22 protein-coding genes are annotated in these 20,292 nt (G+C 45.5%); 19 read left to right on the top strand and 3 right to left on the bottom strand.

All coding sequences use genetic code 11. From position 1 onward, the window contains the following. Window positions 1-6 precede the first annotated feature (6 nt). From ACLVWP_RS14260 to ACLVWP_RS14225, 8 genes are read left to right on the top strand one after another with little or no spacing between them, the layout of a single operon-like run. Window positions 7-945: an ABC transporter ATP-binding protein gene (locus ACLVWP_RS14260; protein ID WP_413558179.1), complete on the top strand. Its 939-nt coding sequence runs from the start codon at window positions 7-9 to the stop codon at window positions 943-945. Continuing rightward, on the top strand, window positions 942-1,715 hold the full coding sequence (locus ACLVWP_RS14255) for an ABC transporter permease (RefSeq protein WP_413558177.1): 774 nt from the start codon (window positions 942-944) through the stop codon (window positions 1,713-1,715). The genes ACLVWP_RS14260 and ACLVWP_RS14255 overlap by 4 nt, the downstream gene beginning before the upstream one ends. Before the next feature lie 4 nt (window positions 1,716-1,719). Then, window positions 1,720-3,255, top strand: a complete 1,536-nt coding sequence (locus ACLVWP_RS14250; protein WP_413558176.1) for a GldG family protein — start codon at window positions 1,720-1,722, stop codon at window positions 3,253-3,255. Further along, window positions 3,252-4,220 carry a DUF4340 domain-containing protein gene (locus ACLVWP_RS14245; RefSeq protein WP_413558175.1) on the top strand — a complete coding sequence of 323 codons (969 nt, stop codon included), beginning with the start codon at window positions 3,252-3,254 and terminating at the stop codon, window positions 4,218-4,220. The genes ACLVWP_RS14250 and ACLVWP_RS14245 overlap by 4 nt, the downstream gene beginning before the upstream one ends. Before the next feature lie 17 nt (window positions 4,221-4,237). Continuing rightward, entirely contained in the window at window positions 4,238-5,230 is a 993-nt protein-coding gene (locus ACLVWP_RS14240) for a galactokinase (RefSeq protein ID WP_413558174.1), read from the top strand. After that, window positions 5,176-6,144, top strand: coding sequence for a DUF429 domain-containing protein (locus ACLVWP_RS14235; protein WP_413558173.1), 969 nt, complete (start codon window positions 5,176-5,178; stop codon window positions 6,142-6,144). The genes ACLVWP_RS14240 and ACLVWP_RS14235 overlap by 55 nt, the downstream gene beginning before the upstream one ends. 39 nt (window positions 6,145-6,183) lie before the next feature. After that, window positions 6,184-6,999: a methyltransferase domain-containing protein gene (locus tag ACLVWP_RS14230; RefSeq protein ID WP_413558171.1), complete on the top strand. Its 816-nt coding sequence runs from the start codon at window positions 6,184-6,186 to the stop codon at window positions 6,997-6,999. Between the two features lie 9 nt (window positions 7,000-7,008). Continuing rightward, window positions 7,009-7,353 (top strand): ankyrin repeat domain-containing protein, encoded by a 345-nt coding sequence (locus ACLVWP_RS14225; protein ID WP_413558170.1) that lies wholly within the window; start codon window positions 7,009-7,011, stop codon window positions 7,351-7,353. On the opposite strand, the gene ACLVWP_RS14220 is transcribed toward ACLVWP_RS14225, so the two are convergent. Then, window positions 7,334-8,260 (bottom strand): CorA family divalent cation transporter, encoded by a 927-nt coding sequence (locus ACLVWP_RS14220; protein ID WP_413558169.1) that lies wholly within the window; start codon window positions 8,258-8,260, stop codon window positions 7,334-7,336. The genes ACLVWP_RS14225 and ACLVWP_RS14220 overlap by 20 nt on opposite strands. On the opposite strand from ACLVWP_RS14220, the gene ACLVWP_RS14215 reads away from it, so the two are divergent. The 5 genes from ACLVWP_RS14215 (at window position 8,243) to ACLVWP_RS14195 (ending at window position 14,944) form a co-directional block, all read left to right on the top strand. Next, window positions 8,243-9,106 carry an alpha/beta hydrolase gene (locus tag ACLVWP_RS14215; protein WP_413558167.1) on the top strand — a complete coding sequence of 288 codons (864 nt, stop codon included), beginning with the start codon at window positions 8,243-8,245 and terminating at the stop codon, window positions 9,104-9,106. The genes ACLVWP_RS14220 and ACLVWP_RS14215 overlap by 18 nt on opposite strands. 159 nt (window positions 9,107-9,265) lie before the next feature. Further along, window positions 9,266-11,482, top strand: a complete 2,217-nt coding sequence (locus tag ACLVWP_RS14210; protein WP_413558165.1) for a hypothetical protein — start codon at window positions 9,266-9,268, stop codon at window positions 11,480-11,482. 170 nt (window positions 11,483-11,652) lie between these two features. Then, the gene (locus ACLVWP_RS14205; RefSeq protein WP_413558164.1) at window positions 11,653-13,254 is read left to right on the top strand and encodes a penicillin-insensitive murein endopeptidase; all 1,602 of its coding nucleotides are present in this window, start codon (window positions 11,653-11,655) and stop codon (window positions 13,252-13,254) included. Between the two features lie 38 nt (window positions 13,255-13,292). Beyond that, complete coding sequence (locus ACLVWP_RS14200; protein ID WP_413558163.1) at window positions 13,293-14,369, top strand: phosphatase domain-containing protein; 1,077 nt, start codon at window positions 13,293-13,295, stop codon at window positions 14,367-14,369. A 23-nt stretch (window positions 14,370-14,392) separates the two neighbouring features. Further along, on the top strand, window positions 14,393-14,944 hold the full coding sequence (locus ACLVWP_RS14195) for a tetratricopeptide repeat protein (RefSeq protein WP_413558162.1): 552 nt from the start codon (window positions 14,393-14,395) through the stop codon (window positions 14,942-14,944). A gap of 4 nt (window positions 14,945-14,948) precedes the next feature. Here ACLVWP_RS14195 and ACLVWP_RS14190 read toward each other — a convergent pair whose 3' ends face one another. Both ACLVWP_RS14190 and secG read right to left on the bottom strand, forming a co-directional pair. Next, window positions 14,949-15,755, bottom strand: coding sequence for an AgmX/PglI C-terminal domain-containing protein (locus tag ACLVWP_RS14190; protein ID WP_413558160.1), 807 nt, complete (start codon window positions 15,753-15,755; stop codon window positions 14,949-14,951). A gap of 37 nt (window positions 15,756-15,792) precedes the next feature. Then, window positions 15,793-16,164, bottom strand: coding sequence for a preprotein translocase subunit SecG (secG, locus tag ACLVWP_RS14185; protein WP_413558159.1), 372 nt, complete (start codon window positions 16,162-16,164; stop codon window positions 15,793-15,795). A gap of 139 nt (window positions 16,165-16,303) precedes the next feature. On the opposite strand from secG, the gene ACLVWP_RS14180 reads away from it, so the two are divergent. The 6 genes from ACLVWP_RS14180 to ACLVWP_RS14155 all read left to right on the top strand — a co-directional run bounded on the left by ACLVWP_RS14180 (window position 16,304) and on the right by ACLVWP_RS14155 (window position 20,274). Further along, on the top strand, window positions 16,304-16,774 hold the full coding sequence (locus ACLVWP_RS14180; protein ID WP_413558157.1) for a hypothetical protein: 471 nt from the start codon (window positions 16,304-16,306) through the stop codon (window positions 16,772-16,774). 18 nt (window positions 16,775-16,792) lie between these two features. Then, a complete protein-coding gene (locus ACLVWP_RS14175) occupies window positions 16,793-17,284 on the top strand; it encodes a hypothetical protein (protein ID WP_413558155.1) in 492 nt (163 codons plus the stop codon). Between the two features lie 6 nt (window positions 17,285-17,290). Beyond that, window positions 17,291-17,812, top strand: a complete 522-nt coding sequence (locus ACLVWP_RS14170) for a hypothetical protein (RefSeq protein ID WP_413558154.1) — start codon at window positions 17,291-17,293, stop codon at window positions 17,810-17,812. 73 nt (window positions 17,813-17,885) lie between these two features. Then, on the top strand, window positions 17,886-18,521 hold the full coding sequence (tmk, locus tag ACLVWP_RS14165; RefSeq protein WP_413558152.1) for a dTMP kinase: 636 nt from the start codon (window positions 17,886-17,888) through the stop codon (window positions 18,519-18,521). Window positions 18,522-18,534: 13 nt separating this feature from the next. Then, complete coding sequence (locus ACLVWP_RS14160) at window positions 18,535-19,491, top strand: ATP-binding protein (RefSeq protein WP_413558150.1); 957 nt, start codon at window positions 18,535-18,537, stop codon at window positions 19,489-19,491. 9 nt (window positions 19,492-19,500) lie between these two features. Continuing rightward, window positions 19,501-20,274 carry a TatD family hydrolase gene (locus ACLVWP_RS14155; protein WP_413558149.1) on the top strand — a complete coding sequence of 258 codons (774 nt, stop codon included), beginning with the start codon at window positions 19,501-19,503 and terminating at the stop codon, window positions 20,272-20,274. The last annotated feature ends 18 nt before the right edge of the window (window positions 20,275-20,292 follow it).

The raw sequence follows: 20,292 nt of genomic DNA, 5'->3' as shown, positions 1-20,292 counted from the left end.
TTTGCTATGATTCAAGTAAAAGACCTCACCAAAGATTACGGTTCCCGTCGAGCAATTGATCATCTGAATTTTTCAGTTAACAAAGGTGATGTTGTTGGTTTCCTAGGTCCCAATGGAGCTGGCAAATCAACGACGATGAAAATCATCACAGGCTTCATGGCTCCAAGTCATGGCTCTGCCTCTGTTGCTGGCTTTGACGTTTTTGAAAATCCCCTGGAAGTAAAAAAGCGCATCGGCTATTTGCCAGAAACTCCACCTGTGTATGGTGACATGTATGTGCGCGATTATCTGCGCTATGTTGCAGCTTTAAAACAAGTTCCTAAAGGTAAGATCGAAAAATCTGTCGATATGGCGATTGAAAAAACCAATTTGGGCGAAGTGCAAAATCGTTTGATTCAACACTTGTCCAAAGGTTTCAAACAACGTGTAGGTATTGCTCAGGCGATTGTTTCTGATCCAGAAGTTTTAATTTTGGATGAACCGACAGTGGGACTTGATCCAAAACAGGTCGCAGAGATCCGTGACCTGATTAAAGCATTGCGTGGACAGCATACGATTATTCTTTCCACGCACATCTTGCCTGAGGTCCAAGCGACCTGTGAAAAAATCATTATTATCAACAAAGGCAAGATCGTTGTTGAAGACAGTATTCATCACTTAGCAACTATGGAGCAGGGGCAAAGTCGCCTGTTGGTTCGTGTTGCCAAAGAAGTGTCTGATATGAAATCGGTCCTTTCTGGTATTAGCGAGGTTATTTCGATTCAAGAAGGAACATCCAACAGAGAATGGCGCATTGATGTCCGCGGCGGTGATGAAATCGTAGCAGCGGTATCGTCTAAACTTGTGAACCAAGGCTTGGGGCTTTTGGAATTCAGTCCAAGCAAAATGGATTTGGAAGACGTGTTCTTGAAACTTACTTACGGTCAGAAGGAGGGTGGGCTATGAGCGGTTCACTCATTATTCTTAAAAAAGAATTAAAAGGCTTTTACGCCAATCCCACATTTTACATCATCTGCTTTTTAGTCAGTGTGATGTTCAGTTGGATTTACCCAATTCAGCTTTATGGTTTTTCTCAGCTGTTGATGAACTACGTTATGCAGCAAGGTATTCCCGCAAATCAGTTGAACATCCATTACGGCGTGTTCTTGCGTCAGCTTTCCTACTTGAATCTGATTTTGATTTTCGTGGTGCCGGCACTCACGATGAAATTATTCGCTGAGGAAAAGAAACTTCGTACGTTTGATTTGCTTTTAACCTCGCCAGTGACCTCCGCACAAATTGTGATCGGAAAATATTTGGCGGCGCTAGGGGCTGTGGCAGGGATTGTCTTGCTGGCTTTGTCCTATCCGGTGGCGACGGCAGTTTTGGCGAAACTAAACTGGGGACCTCTGCTGATTGCGTTCCTGGGGATTTTCATTGTCGGGGCTGTATATGCTTCGATGAATCTGTTTTGTTCTGCCCTGACTGAAAATAGCTTAGTGGCTTATGTGATGTCGGTGATCTTGAATGTGTCGATCTGGTTTATCGGTATTGGCGCTGAAGTTGTGGATAGTGAAATCGCTCGTAAAGTGTTCGAGCACGTTTCATTAAGCACTCATTTGTCGAGCTTAGTCGAAGGAACAATCCGTACCAACGGATTGGTTTTCTTTGGCAGCTTGATTGTTTTGTTCTGCTTCCTTGCAGAACGCGTTGTTGAATCTTCTCGTTGGAGATAATCGGATGAGCAAGTTTGGTAAAGTTGCATTCTTATTAGCAGGTATCTCGTTAGTTTGTATGTCGATCACTCGTTATATTTTAGGCGAGTGGGTTCCGTTTTGTTGGTTGTCTTTAGGGATGGCTGTGTTTTTCTTGGGCGCAGGAATCGTTAAGGATCGTGCTTTCTTTAAAGAGTTCTTTACGATGAAGACGACTAAAGAAGGCATGAGCATGGGCGTGCTGATTCTTTTGATGGTGGCAGTTCTAGCTATCGTGAACTATATCGGTGTTCGTCATTACGCGACTTTTGATTTCTCATCTGCGCAGTCCAACAGCTTGGCGGATCAATCTGTAAAGATCGTAAAGAGCCTTGATTCTGAATTGAAAGTTTATTTCTTTTACAAAAAGGGTGTTGAGGGTAACGAAGAAAACCGTCGCTCCTTCCGTGAGTTGATCAAAAAGTATCAAGACATCAATCCACGCATTCAATTGAACTTTGTCGAAGTGAACGAGCAGCCAGATCTTGCGAGAGATTTTGGTGTCGATAAAGGCAGTGGCACTGCTTTTGTTGAATACAAAGGTCGTCGTAATCTTTTGCAAAAAATTGATGAGCAAGAGTTCACAAGCTCTTTGGTAAAAGTGACTCGTGATAAAAACAAAACAGTTTATTTCACAGTCGGTCACGGCGAAGCGAAGCTTGATGAAGCGAAAGAAGGCTTGGGCTTAAATGCTTTGAAGCTGATGCTTGAAAGCAATCGTTACACAGTTAAGCAGTTGCCTCTGATCCAAGAACCAGTTGTTCCCGCAGATGCAGATGTTGTGGTGATTGCAGGTCCCATTCAGAATTTCTTGGACCACGAGATCAAGGCATTGGAAGCGTACCTGACTCAAGGTGGCAGCTTGTTTATCGCTTTGGAATCTCAGAATCCTGCGAACTTAGATAAGCTTGTGCGTAAAATGGGGATTGAGCTTCAGAACAACTATATCTTTAACGTTGTCGATACGGTGATGGGCCAAGGGATCAATCAAGGCCCAGCGATGGGTTCTGTGTTCTCTCCGATGAACGAAATCACTAAATCATTTGGTCAAAGCGAAGTGACGTTGTTCCGTCATCCGCAGTCTTTGCTGAAAGTCACAGAGCCGCCCGGAATGAGTATTGATGAGTTGGTTAGAACCAATCCAAAATCCATGGCGTTTAAAACTCTGAACTTGAAAGAAGATGGTCCGATTGCAAGTTATGCTTTGGTCGATCAGGTGACAGGTCAATGGGATTCAGATCCGCAAGCGAAACCGTTTGCAGCCGTGATTGCTGGTGATGTGGATTTCATGACCAATCAAATGCTGTATCAAAACTTGAATCGTGATTTGGTTTTGAATTCGATTGCATCCCTGGCTAAAGAGGAAAGCTTGATCAGCATCACGCCTAAGGAGCCTCAGGCCACACAATTGATTTTGACTGAAACTAAGTTTGCTATTTTCTTGTTCGCCTTTTTAATCCCCTTGCCTTTGGTATTCTTAGGCGCGGGCATCACTTTACATTTGAGAAGGAAAAATGCATGAGAAAGATCAAAGGTCGCGGAATCTTAGTAATGTGTCTTTTTTTGTTCGGTGGTTATGCGTTCTATGATTTTCAGAAGCAAAGAAGTGCTTCCGAAAAGCAAACGGCGGACGCCAAAATTTTCGCAATGAACGTGGATCAAATTGACGCCATTGAAATTCAAAAAGATGGTCAGACCGTAGAAATCAAACGCGGCGTGGATGGTTGGACTTTGTTGCAACCACTTAAAGACTCCGCTGACGATGCTGCCGCAGAAGATCTGATCAAAATGACTTCGGCAGAGAAAATTAAAGACGTCGCTAAAGAAGGCGCAGATATCGACTGGGCGAGTTTTGGTTTGGATAAACCAGCAGCCTCATTCACGTTCACAAATTCTGCAGGGCAAAAAGGCACGCTTCATGTTTCTGCAAAATTTAACTTCGAAGGCCATCCGTTTGCTCGTCGTGATCAAGAAAATCGCGTATTAATCGTGAATTCTTCCTGGGCGACTCGTGCCGAAATGCCGATTGTGGAATTCCGTGATCGCAGATTCCTGCGCCACAAAATGGGTGCGATCGATACTTTCAAATTGAAGAATAAAAACGGCATCGTCGATATCGCTTTGAAAGATGGCAAGTGGGTTGATGCCGGTTCTAAAAAAATGGAATTGGATCAACAGAAAGTTCGCGAGATTTTCCGCGGTATCGCCGATGCCAAGGGTGCGAACTATGTCGACGGTAAAATGCCTGCTTTGCAAAACCTGTTCACCCTGGATATGAAGTTAGGGGACAAGAACTGGAAAGCCGAAGTTGGTCAAGCCGCTGACAAGAAAATCTATGCTAAAGTATCAGATCCAGCTTTCCAAATGCAGATGGCCCCAGGCGCGGTCGACAAATTGATCGAGCTTAAAACTGAGGACTTGAAAGTTGGTGCCACTCCGAAGGATGATAAGGGACAAGCACAGTTGGCTCACGAACCAGGGGCCTAAGAGAAAGACAACTAGTCATGCAAAAGATCGTAGTTAAATCACCCACTCGTGTGGATTTGGCAGGGGGGACACTTGATTTGTGGCCCCTTTATTTATTCATCAATGGCGCTTCCACAGTAAACGTCGCAATCGACGTGTTTACGAACGTGGAGCTCACTCCTCACGACGACTCTACTATAGTCCTGGATTCTGTGGATTTGAAATTGCGTAAAGCTTATTCCAACTTGGTAGAAGCTTTGGCAGACACAGATCCAATGATGATCCTTTTGCAAACTCAGCTTCGTTATTGGATGCCGACCAAAGGTTTCACTTTGAAGACCTCTTCAGAGAGCCCTGTGGGTGGTGGCTTGGGTGGAAGCTCGAGCTTAACAATCGGTTTAATGAAAGCCTTCGCACAGTTTTGTGGGAAGCCTTTTAAAGATGTTCATCACATGGTGCACACCGCTCACAACATCGAAGCAGAAATTTTAAATACTCCAACAGGAACTCAAGATTACTATCCTGCGGCTTCTGGTGGACTTAATATCCTTCGCTATGGTTACGACGGTGTTCAGCAAGAAGTGATGAACGTTAGCAGCACTCCGCTGGCAGAAAAGTTCATGCTTATTTACACGGGCAAAGCCCATCATTCTGGCTTGAATAATTTTGAAGTCATGAAGGATGCAGTTGCGAAAGATCCTGGAACACTGCAAGCGCTTCGTGATCTTAAGGTGATTGCGATTGAAACTGAGCATGCGGTCCGCTCTGGAAACTGGAATGAACTCGGATCTTTATTTAAACGCGAATTTGAAGCTCGCGTGCGATTGGCGCCAGAATTTTCAAGTCCTGAGATCCGTAAGCTTTCTGAACTCTCTTTGCAGAACGGGGCTGAGGCTGTTAAGATTTGTGGAGCAGGGGGCGGTGGTTGCGTGCTTGTTTGGTGTCCTCCTGAAAAGAAACAAGGGGTCGCAGACGCATGTCAAAAAGCCGGGTTCCAAGTCATGGCCGCAAAGCCAGTAAACCCTCTGTAAAAAAGAAGGTTGCTAAAAAGGCGACGAAACGCAGGGTTGCAAAACCTCGTTCCGTCGCAAAGGCTTCACGTGCGACATCTGGTTCCCACTCTGGAGAGGTTCACCGCTTTTTCGGAATCTCTTTAGGGGGCGGTAAAACCGACAAGGCCTGCGTGGCAGTTGTTGAATACTATCCCAAGCACAAAAAAGTTTTCCTCTCGCGCTTAGTTGAAAAAATCAAAAGCGACGAAGTTCACTCTGCCGATTTTAAAATCCACGAAATTATCGATCAGTATCGCGGGGAAATTGATTCCATCGCATTTGATGTGCCATTCCGTTTTCCGGTGTGCTTGCGTGAAAACTGCTGCGGCGGAATCGAAGACTGTCCAAAGCCTCACATCAAATGGATGTGGGACTATACACGTAAGCTCCATAAAAAGAAAAAACCGCGTAAGCTCTTTACTCCGTACACTCAACGCTGTGTCGAGATGTATTTGTCTTCAGAACTTGAAGAGCCCTTTATCTTGCAACACGCGATGGGTGCAAACTGTGCTCCGCTGCTAGCGCGTGCGATGTACATCCGTCGTCGTCTAGAGCATAAGTGCATCGAGGTGTTTCCAAAACTTTCCGTATGGCGTATTGGTCGCTCATTGCACGTGATGAAAAGTCATTTGCTATTCCATAAACATTCGGTGGGTGGAGACGACAGTCGTCGTGCTATTTTAAATGCGTTGAGTACTCACAATATCGCCTTCGTATATGATCAAGATGTGAAGTTGATGATTGAAAATAATCATGCCTTCGAAGCATTTATTTGTGCTCTTACCGGCTTCCTTAGCTTTAAAGGTCTGACAGAGTCTCGACCTGAGGGCTTTCCCGAAGAAGAAGACTGGATTGATTTCCCGCTGTCATCCATCAAATGGAATTCTTTTTAAAATTCAGGTATGATTCCGGTGTCCGTTTAAGGAGGCCTTATGGCTGGCGATTTTCCGTATCTGCATGGTTTTAGCAAAGATGAACAAGAACGTCTGCGCAAACAAGCGCGTTTCGGCGAATTCACTGTTTATCAAAATATCAATCTTTCAAATGTCGGTAATTTGTTGGAAGTCGGTTGTGGTGTCGGCGCACAAAGTGAAATCATTTTGCGCCGATTCCCGAACTTACATCTGACAGGTATTGATCTGAGTACCAATCAGTTGGCATCAGCTCGCCAACACTTGGCGGAAATCCCGGGGCTTCCGGGGCGTTTCAATATGAAAGAAATGGATGCGACGAACATGGAGTTCGGAGCGAACTCTTTTGATGGAGCATTCTTGTGTTGGATCCTGGAGCACGTTCCAGATCCGATTCGTGTTCTCTCAGAAGTTCGCCGTGTACTTCGTCCGGGTTCACCGATTTATATCACCGAGGTGATGAATGCGACGTTCTTCTTAGATCCATATTCGCCGAACATGTTGAAGTATTGGATGGCATTCAATGAGTATCAGCTGCAACAAAAGGGTGATCCCTTTGTCGGTGCCAAGCTTGGAAATTTCCTGATGCAATTGGGATATCACGATATTCAAACCGAAGTGAAAACTTGGTTCTTAGACAACCGTCAACCCCAAGCCCGCAAAGACTGCGTGGAGTATTGGACCGAGTTGCTATTAAGCGCGAGTGATCAGTTGATCAAAGCGGGCTGCGTATCCAAAGAAGTCGTCGAAGGCATGAAAAAAGAAATGGCTGCGGTCGCCAACGACCCGAACGCCGTTTTCTATTACAGCTTCGTTCAAGCTCACGCGAAAACATAAGGGTTCGCGATGTCGGCAGGTGATTGGAAAGAAATGTATGGTGCCGCAGCCTCTGGGAATCTGGAGCTGGTGCGGTATCATATTAAAAACGGTGTCGATCCGAACTACCAACATCCTGAAATTATGTCGACAGCACTGGTTGCCAGCATCGTCGGCAATCACCTGGAAATTTCCTTATTTTTATTAGAGCACGGCGCAGATCCCAGTCTGTGTTCCGAGTTTGATAACATGACACCACTTCAAGCGGCGAAGATGTTTAAACGCCAAGAGATCATAAGCATTTTGCAAAAGATGATTCCAAAACAAAGTCTTTGGAATCATCTCGTCGCTTTTTTTAGAAATCGTCCTTACTGAGCCAACCCTTGTGCCAAACCCAGCCCAGAATCGCAATGGCCAAAAGAGCCATCGTGCCAAGAACCGAGAAATACCCGTAATGATGTTTTAACTCCGGCATAAACTCAAAGTTCATCCCATAAACACCGGCGATAAAATTTAGCGGTAAGAAGAAGATCGAAACCACTGTCAGAATGCGCATGATTTCATTTGTTTTGAAAGATGCCTCATTGGTTTTTTGCGACATCAAAGCCAAGTGAAGATTGATCAATCCCGTGATTTCCTCAACAGTATTGTCCGTATCAAAAAGCAAACGCGCCAATGGATCACGGACATAGTCGTAATTCAGTGCCGGAAATTTCGAGTGTTGTTGTAGGTTCGTTAGAACGGAATCGGTGAATTTAAAGATCTTTTTAAAACCCGAAGCTCGGCGTTTCAAATGATACCCCTCACGCAAAATATTTTTGCGACGAAGAGCATAGATACGGCCTTCGATCGTATCCATTTTGTTGATCAACTCATCCAGTGGCGTTTCAAAACTTTGCAGAACTTTGACGAACAGGCGGCCAATGAGTTGTCCCATTTCCAACTGTTCGAATTTCACTTTGTCTTTTTTGTCGTCGATACAAGGCAGGGGAGTGCGATGCAAAGTCAGTACATACTTTTTACCGACAAAGAAAACCAACTTCGTCGACAATTCCTGAATCGAACCCGCACCCGGGCGAGCGCGATCATCAAAGTGTCGTAAAATAATATAAGTGGAGTGATCCAAATACTCGACACGGGGAAGATGATCCGGGTCCATACAAGTTGCAAGAGCTTGCATGGGAATCTCGAACTCTTGCGCGAGGTTTACAAGGTCTTCTTTTTTAGGGTCTTCTATGTCGATCCACGTAAAATCTTGCCAGGCATGTTCAAAGCGTTTCATGATTCAAGTATGTCGAATTTGAATCGCCTGTGCCTTAAATTTCTAAGCCTCGCTGCGTTGGTTGTGTTGATCAGCGGATGTCAGTCTGCTTTCTATTATCCGTCGCCGATTCAGTTCTACTCGCCTGATCGTATTGGTTTGAAATACGAAGATGTGAAATTCAAAACCTCCGCGGGGGACGAGATTCACGCGTGGTACTTTGCCACTCCACAAAAGGAGAGCAAGGGCACGGTTTTGTTCTTTCATGGGAATGCTCAGAACTTAACTTCGCACTTCATGATGTTTTATTGGCTCCCTAAAGAGGGTTATAATTACATGATTTTTGATTACCCGGGTTATGGTCAAAGTTCGGGCAAACCGAGCCCGAAAAGCACCCTGGAATCAGGGGTGGCTGCGGCCAAATGGCTAAGGGAAAACAAGGACACACGTCCCTTGATCATCTATGGGCAGAGCCTGGGTGGCATCATTGCCATGCGCACGGTCAAAGAAATCAAGGACCAGCAGCCGATCCGCAATCTGATCGTCGACTCGAGCTTTTCCTCGTATCGAAAGATCGGAAGACGGGTCTTAGCTCGATCCTGGGTGACTTGGATACTTCAGCCGCTGACTTATGTGGCACTTAGTGACTCGTACTCTCCTGAACCGTTAAGTGATTTTTCCCCGATCCCAATGCTGTTCATCCATGGAACAGACGACCCCGTAATCCCTTTTGCTAGCTCCGAAGACATGTTCGCAGCGGCGCGTGAACCGAAGCAGTTTTGGACCGTTCCAGGTGGCCATCATGGCGATCTTTTTGAAGTTAACAATCGTGAGCTCCGTCAAAAGTTCCTCAATTATTTGCAATAGTAAATAAAGGTTTGACCCTTTTTACATACCTGACTAAAACGCCTACAAATCGGTAACCCTAGGATTCACCTTAGTGGCGGATTTGCTGGCATTGAGTGTGCACGATGGGGAAGTGCTCGGATCTGAAAGTGGTTACCGCCATCCAAATAAGGAGTTCCTATGAAGTGGGGTAGAGTAGGTTTAGCAGTTTTGACTGCGATTCAATGTAAGGTGGCTTTCGCCGCTCCTGCAACGATCAGTACAGGTTTCTTTCCAATCGATATTGCGCCAACTTCTTCAACTTCTGTGGACGATTTGTTCCCAACTCAACCACGTATTGGCCAAGATCCAAGCTCTCCGATTTCAATCAATCCAGTTCCAGGAACTCCTGGCACAGGTCTTCCGACAGCTCCGGGCAATCCAAATGCACCGAAAGGTCAAACGCCAACACTTCCACTTCCGAACCAACCTCCAGGTAGCACTATTGGTGGTAACGGTCTTCCAGTGAACGTAAAAGACTCTGTAGGCGTTGCTGAAGAATTCAAATGTAACCTATTCACAAATGCTGACGACAAAACTTACTCTGACATCTTGTCAGCAGTAAACGCTTTGAACCAAGCTGTGAGCTCTCCATCTTGTGCTGGCAATCAAATCAACCAACAGTCGGTTGTTGATAACAACAAGAAAATCACAGACGCTATCGCGAAACTTCAGCCGTACTTGAACTCTGAAGACGAAATCCCTCGCGAAAAAGTGACTGAGATCACTCAAACTGTAGACATCGCTATCCGTGCAGCAAGCACTTTGGCAGCGACTTTCTCTAACACAGACATCATGACTAAGCAGTGCCGCGAGCAAATGAGCGGTGGTTCTATCGCTCTTGCGATCAACGACATGATCAACGGTTTGACTCCATATGCATTGATGGCAGCATCAATGACTGGTGGTACAGCAGCTGTTCCATTCATCGTAGGTGGTCAAGTTTTGACTAGCGCGATTGGTTCTATGGAAAAAATCGTGACTGAGAACTCTACAAAAATCCAAGACCCATTGGTTCGCCGTGCAGTTCTTGAGAACACATGCCAATACATCCGTCTTGAGCAAAAATACCGCTTCTTGACTAAAGGTCGCGAAGAGCAAGTTGCTAAGATCTCTAAAGAGATGTTGGTAGCTCGTAACTACTCTATGAAAATCTCTGGTGTTTCTAAAGACACTAACTCTTTGATGGTTCGTAAGAACGCATTGAGCGCAGCTGCTCTTGAGTTGAACACGACTTTGACTGCTGCTTCTGCACAATCTGAGTTGGACAAAACTTTCGTACAAAGCACAACTGCTGACAGCATGATCTGTGAATTGGGTATCAACTTGGCAGCGACTGCTCACGATCCTCAATCATATGTTGCTAAGCTTTTGGCGAGCGTAAACTACTCTCTATCAACGACTGGTTACAGCGCTTCTCCAATCACAAACACATTGAAGAGTGCTGGTGCTCTTTATGTTCGCAACCTTTCTTCAGTAACTGCTCGTAACAACGCTGCACAATGTGCAACGACGACGAAGTACTTGCTTGAGGCAATGGACAAATCTGCAGTTGCTGCTCGTGATATCATGAAGCAAGCTCAATCTGATTTGGATAAAGAATTGAAACGTTCTCCAGAGTACAACCAAATCCAAACTCGTCTTGCAGCTTTGGCTGAAAAACAAGCTCAAGCAGCTCGTATCACGAACTCTTTGGATAACTTGCGCAAATACGCAACTAGCTTCACTCAATCTGAAATCGATTCTGAAATGTCTCGTTTGAGAAACGGTTTGTTCGCGAACCGCACTTTGGGTATCAACTCTCCAGTAATGGCTTGGTTCAACTACACAACTAAGCTTCACACTGGTTCAGTAACTAGCTTCAAAGCAGGTCTTAAATCACTTCAAGATCGCGCTTACCGCATGACTGAAACTGGCCAATCTTTGGGTCAACCATACAATGGTTCTTACAAGTCTCCGACTAAAGAACAAATGGCTCAAGCTACACGTGACCGTCAAGCTGGTGACAATCTTGAGACTTTGATCCCTGCGAACTTGGTTAAAAACACTCGTATGCACGCTGATGTTTGCCGCGAGACTCAAGATGTATGGAACCGTTGGGTTGCTGCAGTAGACCACTTGCAAGCGATCGAATCATTCTGCCAAATGATCGACAATTATATCTATGACAGCCGTTCTGAAGACGCTACTTTGGTGCAAATGTGCCGTGGTAACCAAGCCGCTCGCGGTGTAGGTACTTACGCTTCTCAATTGGGCCAAATGAAAGCTTCTTTGTTGAACGAAAAAACAAACAACTGGGCTGGCCTAGTTAAGAAAAGAATCACAGCTTTGGGCTGCCAAACTGTAACAGCGTTCTAATCTGTCTAATCCCAATATAGACTCCAAAAAGCCGATCCAATGGATCGGCTTTTTTATTTGTCCTTCCGCGAATTTGGGCCCCTGTCGAAGCTTTAGACAGCTGAAAGTCCCTTAATTTCCAGTATAGCTGAATTTAGTGGAGCATAGTTCATGCAACTAAAGGCATAGCTATGGGAAGACTACTGTCATCACTCCTCATTTTAGGCTTAGTTTTATCGGGTTGTGCTCCTCGCGGGAATGGCTTTCCGGCCTCTGTGCGTGATACCGCCCCAATGCCCGAACAAGCGCAAATTCGCGTTGTGGGTGCCTATGAGGTAGTCGAAGGCGCGACTCAATTGCAGGGTATGGAAGTGGCCTATGATAAGGGCACTAACAAGATCACTCTCCAAGGTAAGTTGTCTCTTAAAACTCTAGATTCTAAGCAAACAATTCCACTGGATGTAAGCCTTCAAGGTACGACAGATATGCAGGGCTTTTCCGTGATGAAACCTGTGGGTTCTGTGGGCGTGGCTGATCTTGAAATCGCAGCCAAAGCAACGTGCTTGGGTGTTGCTAACGACTGTTCAAGCAATTTCATCGATATCTATATCTCTTATGAAGATCGCATCTACCATCATCAAGTGGAGTCCGTTGAAGACACAATGACGATGGGTGAAGAACCTAAAGACGCTGACGAGACTGTGACGGATCCAAATACTCCGGCTCAAGGCGAAGACTTCGCTGACGAAGATCACGACGAAGATGAGCACGGTGAAATGGACCTAACAGAAGAGCAGGGTGCTTACGTTGGTGATATTGAAAACGATATCGAGAAAGTTTTGGAAGTAAAACCAAAGCCAAAAACTTCGCCGTCTCCAAAGCAAGAGACTCCGAAAAAAGACGAGCCTAAGAAAGACGATCCTAAAAAGGAAACGCCTAAGCAAGAGACTCCGCCTAAGAAGGAAGATCCGAAAAAAGTTCCTCCTAAAAAGGATGAACCAAAAAAAGAAGACCCTAAGAAAGAAGATCCAAAAAAAGAAACTCCTAAGAAGGACGAGCCTAAAAAGCAAGATCCTAAAAAGGACGATGATAAGGACGAAGACGACGATAAAGACGAAACTCCTGTGGTGACAACTCAGCCACCGAAGTTCGATTTGTTGGCTAAGTTGGATCAAGCGATCGGTCCGGTGAACTCTGGGAAGCTAGAGCGCGCGACGGATATCTTGGGTTACCAAAAAGCATATCCTGAAACGAATCTACGTATTTTAAGACCAGAGCGCCTTACTCACTTCGGTACGATTGAGATGGCTTACTTGGTTGCAAAAATGGGTAAGTACACAAGAGCTATTGCACCAGCGCATTCATTGCGTATGGGTGATTTGTCTAGAAAGAACGGTGGCCGCTTGGGTTCGCACAAGTCCCACACGAACGGTCTTGATGCAGACATCGCGTACTACTTTAAAGCCGATAAAAACATGACGGGCTTTTCTTCAGCACTTAAAGGTGGCAAACCATTGGGTGACTGGATGGTGGCTCAGCAATGGAAGCTTTTGAAGTATACGGTCAGCTCTAAGTTCGTAGACCGCATCTTTATCCATCCGACTTTGAAAAAGTCTTTGTGCACTTATGCCCAAAATCAAGGTGAAATCAAAACGGACCTCGCAGTGGAGACTTTGCGACGTCTAGTTCCTGAGGTAAATCACTACAATCATTTCCACATGCGTATTAAGTGCTCTAAGAGCCAAGTGCGTTGCCGTCAAATGGTTGATCCTAAGCCAGGTACTGGTTGCTAAGACTTGCCAAGCCCAGTCGGCCCTGACAAAATGTCATAATGGCTGACTGGCGTGAAATAAGCGAAATGAATGGTGACGTTGTGTTCTTCAGATATGTTTCTGAGGGCATGGAGAAATCTCACGACGAAGTCTTTCTGTGGGACATCGATAAAACTTACCTTGATACAACTATCGATTCATTGTCTGGTTTGCTAACGACAGTGCTTGAACGTGCTTTGAGTAAAAAGAATGTTCCCGGCACAAACACACTCCTTCAATCTTTGTCTGAATATCGTAAAGCTCAAAAGGGCTATATGTATTTTCCAATTTATTTCATCACGGCATCACCGCCGCAGATGGAAGAGCGTATTTCTGAAAAATTCGCGTTGGATAATATCCGTCCTTTCGGTTGTTTCTATAAAGACAATTTGGCAAATCTTCGCCCGGGTCGTTTCTGGCGTTTGACGAAGCAAGTGGGCTACAAACTGCAAGCCTTGTTGCAGTTAAGAACTCGCTTGGCTGAAAACGTTCGTCAGATCTGCTGGGGAGATGACAGCGAAACAGATGCGATTATCTATAATCTGTACTCTGATATTTGTTCGCGCCGTTTGGGGCCTCACGATATACGCATTACTTTGGAAAAATTGAATGTGACCGGGGAGCAAGTGGATACGATTTTGGAACTGCAAGCGCAGATCCCAGAAAACGATCCCGTTGAAAAGATCTATATCAACTTAGCAACCGATACAGATCCTGATTACTATTTGAAGTTTGGTCGCAGAACTTTAGCGACTTACAATACGTTCCAAGTCGCGATGGATATGTACCAAGATGGTCGTATCAATCTGGATGGCGTCTATGCTGTGGTTCAAGACATGATCTATAACTACAGCTACACGCCGGAAGAGTTGATGAAGAGTTTCGATGAATTCATCCGCCGCGGCATCATCGGTCACACGGCCTATGAAACGGCGAAGACCTTCTTTATTGAAAAAGGCCTGTTGTATCCGTCTTATTCTCCGACGGTTGCTCCGTTGAAGGAAAAAACAGTTGTCGAAGGGCGAGTGTACGAGATGGAAGGAATCCACGAACCGTGGATTCCTGAGCGTATTGATTACCTTCACGATTACCGCTAGTGCTCTTGCGAGGGAATGCAGACATGGATAAAAGACTCGAAATGAAAGAGGACGAAAATCTAAGAACCATTCCCGTTGATCCGATTGGACTTCGCAAATACGTTATCGAACTTTTGGGCTCATTGACCGCCGTCAGAAAAAATCACAACAAGCGTGTCAGTATTTTAGGTGAGGCGGGTGTTCACTTAAGATGTCTGGGTGATCTTAAAGAGGCCGAGCAAGTTTTGCGCGAAGCTTTGCGAATTGTGAGCGAGGAACAATTAGGTGTTCGTCGTGAAGTTCAAAATAAAATTCGCTTAGCCCATGTTCTGCAATATCAAGGTCAATTCAAACGCAGCAATGCTCTATTTGATGAAGTTATTGCTGCTTGCAGAACCAACGATGAAGCATCTCAATACTTGGACTTCGCCCTTCAACATGCAGGTAAAAACTTGTTCGATCAAAATAAGTTCAGTGAAGCGTTGGTCTTATTCGAAGAAGCCATGGAATTAAGACTTAAACGCGAAGCCCCTGAGGACCAAATCAAATCCACAGCAAAAGCCATCGCCAGAGCAAAGTCACTTCTACAAAACTAATCTGCTATTCAAATTTCAGAGGGAAAACTGTCGAGATTGGATCGCCTGCGAAGGATTTAAATTCCACGCGGCGGATCGCTTCAGTCAGACATTTTTTAAACTGCTGATCGGCGATGGATGATGAAGCCACAGTGGGGTTGCTGACCTTACCTGTACGTTCAATCGTGAAACCAATTGAAGCCTGACCACTCACGCCTGGAGTTTTCTGCAACAGCTGTGTGTAGCATTTAAAGAATGAATTACGGTGTGTGCGCAGAGTTTCTTGAATGAACTCCGAAGTCAGGCCTTCTCCCGCTTTTTGTTGGCGAGAGTAACCCTCTGTAGAAGGCGCCAGATCTGGCAAGTTAGTTTGAGCGTTGGCTTGCTTGCGGTAATTTGTTTCGTAATCAGTCGCTGTCCAGCGAACACCATCACGAGAGATCATAACTGAACCATCACGACCATAACCCTCAACCTGAACATCTCCACGTTTAATCAAGATCACCTGGCGGTCGTATTCTTGATCTAAAGTGATCAGGGAGTTTTCTTGAACACGAATGCGGTTAGCAGAATCAAAAGTCATTGTGGCATCGCCATCAGGACCTGTTTCGACAGAGTCTTGAGGATACAACGAAGCCGTGCGAGTCAGAGTTTCTTTCTGAGTCATGTTTTTGCGAAGGACGAAGACTTTGCCAAGATTCAAATCAATGCGCGCAAGAGGGCGAATGGCAGCTTTTTGTTTTTCAGTTTGTGAGGAAATAAAGAGTGAGAGAGCTAAACTCAATACACCGAGACCGATAAGGGATGGAATCAACCAGTTGTTCTTCGCCATAGTGAAACTATAACGAAGAACTCAGAACTAAGTAACTTTATTTTGCTGGTGTTTCAGGAGCCGCAGGAGCAGCTGCTGCTGGAGCAGTCGTTTCAGGAGCTGGAGTTGCTTCTGTCGTAGGAGCTGCCGTTTGAACCGGAGCTGCTGCCGCAGGCAATGTATCAACAACTGATTTAGTTTTTGAAGAAGTGAAAACTGACAAAGTTAAGCAAGTCACCGCGAAGATGATCGCTGCCCAAACAGTCATTTTACCAGCAAGTGATTGTGCGCCTGTTGCACCCAACAAGCTGTTTGAACCCGAGCTTCCGCCCATGCCCAAAGCGCCGTTACTTTTGGAATCTTGGATCAAAACTAGTACGATCAAAACAAGAGCAACGATGATATGGATAATTCCAACAAAAGTAGTCATTTCAAGTATCTCCCAAAGTCCCACAATATAGGGATAAAGGGTCACCTTCGTCCACCAAAACTGCCTATTAGCGGTCCAAATAACGCAATAAGTCACATCTAGTTGTCTTTAAAGCCAGCACATCCGTACACTTAGGGGTATGAAAACAATTATTCAGACTTTGACGGTTCTTGCGTTAGCGTTCCTGGTTTCTTGTACTTCTAGTGAAAAAGCCTTCAAGCAAACGGCTGAAGCGACCGCCGAGGCGCAATTCAAAGCCACGATCGAGGAAGAGGCCGCGGGTTACCTCACTCAGAATGAATCCTTCCGAAAGGCCTACATCGCATTCATGCATAAAAACTCGGAATTCATGGCCGAAGACGTGCGTATGAGTGGCGAGAACAACGGCGTGACGACTGTTTATATCAAATCCTACGCACCTGACATCCGTAAGAAGCTTTTGCGAGTGGCAGGCAATATGGACTCCTCAAAAACGGGAATGTTCAACTTTGCAAACGCGTTTCAGCTGATCTCTAAGGAAACAGGCATGCCGGGCGAGCCTATGAAGTATCCCTTCGCTACACTAAATTTAAAAAAGGATGCGAACGGAGATTGGACCGTTCTAAAATAAACAAAAGAGGGAGAGCAGATGAAGTTTTCGTCGATCCTATTTGTGTTTACTTTGTTCGGTTGTCTTCAGAGTCACGCGGCCAATGTTTGCGTGTCGAACATGGCTGACTTTGAAAAAAGAAAAGAACAAATTCCCCCAATGCTGCAAAAGCTGCCAGTGATGTTCACGGTCGATAGTTTTGCAGTGACAGCAGGGCTCAAAATTTCTCCAGCGGGAGAGAAAATGCAGCTCGAAGCAAACGTCAACGCCATCGGTAGCGGTGACGACTATCAACAGGTCACCTACATCAAAGAAGTCTGCATCATCGACAACAAGGTAACGATGAAGCTTGAGGCGGGTGCGAACAATCGCAAAGAACCACCTCCGACTATTTCTTTGATAGATTCAAAAAGTGTTAAGATTAATAGCATCACTTTCAATAAAGCCACAGAGTCTCAGTTTCGTTCGATCAGTCGCAAAGTCAGCAGTGACTTGGGTGGCTCATCGAGTGGTGCTGGCGGCGTGAAGTAAGGAGTGATGATGAACAAGACGACTTTACTTATAGCATCCCTTGTGATGACGGCAGTGGTTCAAGCAGCGACAACTCCTCCACCGATTTCTTCTAAAGAAGACGTCGTGTTTGGGCATAAAAAAGAGCAAAAGATGCTTGCGATGGTGAATGCGGATTCCTTTGTGGGATACTTCACTCGCACGGCACAGACGGATAAAGGCCTTCGCCAAGCAGAGCTCTATGATCTGGCAGATCTTAGCAGTTTAAAGATGGATGAAGAGCTTTGCAAAAAAGCTTTGAGCAGTATGTTTGGTCCATTGAATGAAATTACACTTAAAGCGGAGGGCCTTCAAATTTGGAGTTCTCACTCGGGTAAAACTTGTGAGGCTTCGATGGTGGACCCTTACGATAAAGCGTTGATCCCTGAGCGTCGTGTTCAGGTGGGTTTCATTAAGGCTAAGCCCTATGGCATCGTTTTTAAGCTCTCTAAAAAGGCCACGGCAGAGCAGCAGGCCAATATGCGTAAATTTTGGGACAGCCTTCGCTAAAAGGCTGTTTTGCTGCCCCTTGTTGTAAGGCCTTTTGTTGACCCAGCTGTCACAATGACTGACAAAACTAGGCATGTCTTTTCTGGTATTTGAGGGCCTTGACGGCTCCGGCAAAAGCTCACTGATGAAGGCTCTGGAAGCAGAGCTGCAAAAACGTGGAATTCCCACATACATGACTCGTGAACCGGGCGGCACTCCTTTGGGAGATGAAATCCGTAACATGATTTTGCGCAAGGAAGGTCCTGCACCGACAGCGCGCACGGAATTGCTTTTGTACGAGGCAAGTCGTTCTCAACATGTGGACCAAGTGGTTCGCCCTCAGCTGGAAAAAGGTTCTTGGGTTTTGTGTGATCGTTTTACCGCAAGCTCTGTGGCCTTCCAAAGTGGTGGTCGTGAGATCTCAGCCAATGACGTTGTGACGTTGAATAATTTCGCGACAGGTGGCTTGAAAGCTCACTTAACGATTTTGTTGGATCTTCCGGTGGAGGAGTCTCGCAAACGTCGTCAAGGTCGTGGCGAACAAAACGGTGAATCCGAAGATCGCATCGAATCTGAAGCGGATACTTTTCATGAAAAAGTTCGTCAAAGTTTCTTGAGCCAAGCGAAAGCGGACGCTGCTTCGTGGTTGGTTTTAGATGCTAAAGAAACTCCAGCGGTTTTGTTTGAGCAATTGATCAAAGCGCTGACTGATAAAAAGATTTTGAAATAAGGAACAAAGCAAAGTGGCAAGGCTGTTGGATTTTGTCTTAGGACACCAAGAGACGATTAAAAAGATGGTGGATTCCTTCGAAGCAGGGAAGCCCGGCCAGACTTTTTTATTTGTCGGTCCTTCTGGTGTTGGCAAAAAAATGACAGCGATTGGTTTGGCGCAGGCCTTGATGTGCCCGCAAAGCCCGCGTGGTTGTGGCCGTTGTCCATCTTGTTTCCGTGTGGCTCAACCAGCGCATGCGCATGAAAACTTGCGTATTATTTCTCCTTCTGGTGCCAATATCAAAATTGAACAAGCTAAAGAAGTTTTAGAATTCTTGAGCTTAAAAAGCTTAGGTGGAAATCGCGTGATCATCATTGATCAAGCGCAGACTTTGAATCCCCAAGCAGCCAATGCCTTGCTTAAAACTTTAGAAGAGCCACCAGATGGCACGTTCTTCTTTCTGATTGCCCCGAGTGTTGCTGGTATCATGCCGACGATTCGCTCGCGCTCTCGCATCGTTCAGTTCAAACCACTGTCGATCGAGGAACTTGGTAAACGTGTCAAAGCTCCAACATGGGCCTTGAAGTCAGCAGCGGGGAGTTTTGAAAAACTCGCTCAGCTGCAAGATGGACCTGAATTGGAAGTTCGTCAGAAAGCCGTGGATATCTTGACGGTCTTTTTGAAGGACGGTGACTTCCTTTTGAATGAAATGTGGCGTGCAGAATTTAAGGATCGTCAGCAAGGACAGCGTTTGCTTTCTTACTGGGTCAGTTTTTTCCGCGATGCTATCGTTTATCAAGAGGGTGCCAAAGCTCAAGTGGTGAATCTGGATCAAGCCGAGCTTATTAAGACTTTGGCCGAACAGACACGAGCAAGACTCCTCAATTTGATCCAAAAAGGCCTCAATGCAGAACATGCTTTGGGCGCTAACAGAGATTCTCAACTGGTGATGGAAGAATACTTCATCACAACCCAGGATTTAGTGTAGAATAAAACCATGACTGAATGGGTTGATGTTCACTGCCATCTAAATATGCTCGAAGAGGGCGTCGAAGCCGCTATTCAAAATGCGAAGGCCGCTGGCGTTCGTAAAATCATCACGATTGGTACGGAACTCAATGACCTTCCGTTAGTTTTAGATCTAGCTCACAAGTATGCACCTGATGTGTATTGCACTCTGGGGATTCATCCTCATGACGGAAAAACATATACAGACGAAGTCGGTAAATTCATTCTGGATAATGCCAAGGACCCTTCAGTCGTTGCCATCGGTGAGATCGGTTTGGATTATTACTACGATCAATCACCACGTGAAGAACAGCAGCATGCTTTCCGCGAACAATTGAAAATCGCTAAGCAAACAGGTCTGCCTGTGGAAATCCACACGCGCGATGCGGAAGAAGACACCATCAGTATTTTAAAAGAATTCAAAGGCGAAGTGACAGGAATCATTCACTGCTTCACGGGCACGTCTTGGTTGGCTAAGGAAGCCTTGGATTTGGGCTTCAACATCTCCATCAGCGGAGTTGTAACTTTTAAAAATGCCGAAGATCTTCGCAACACCGTTCGCGGCTTGCCACTAGATCGTATCCACGTTGAAACCGATGCTCCCTTTTTAGCGCCCATTCCAATGCGCGGTAAAAAGAACACCTCAGCCTATGTTGTTCACACGGCAAAATTCGTAGCTGATCTAAAAGGTGTGACGATCGAGCAATTGGCCGAGCAAACCAAAGCCAACGCCCTAAAAATGTTCCCAAAAATTCAGTGGTAGAAAAAGGCGCCTGCCGGT

The sequence above is a fragment of the Bdellovibrio sp. HCB209 genome (assembly GCF_047306065.1).
Taxonomy (GTDB): Bacteria; Bdellovibrionota; Bdellovibrionia; order Bdellovibrionales; family Bdellovibrionaceae; genus Bdellovibrio.
Note: the sequence above shows the minus strand (reverse complement) of the source record. Positions and strands in the feature narration are given on the sequence as shown.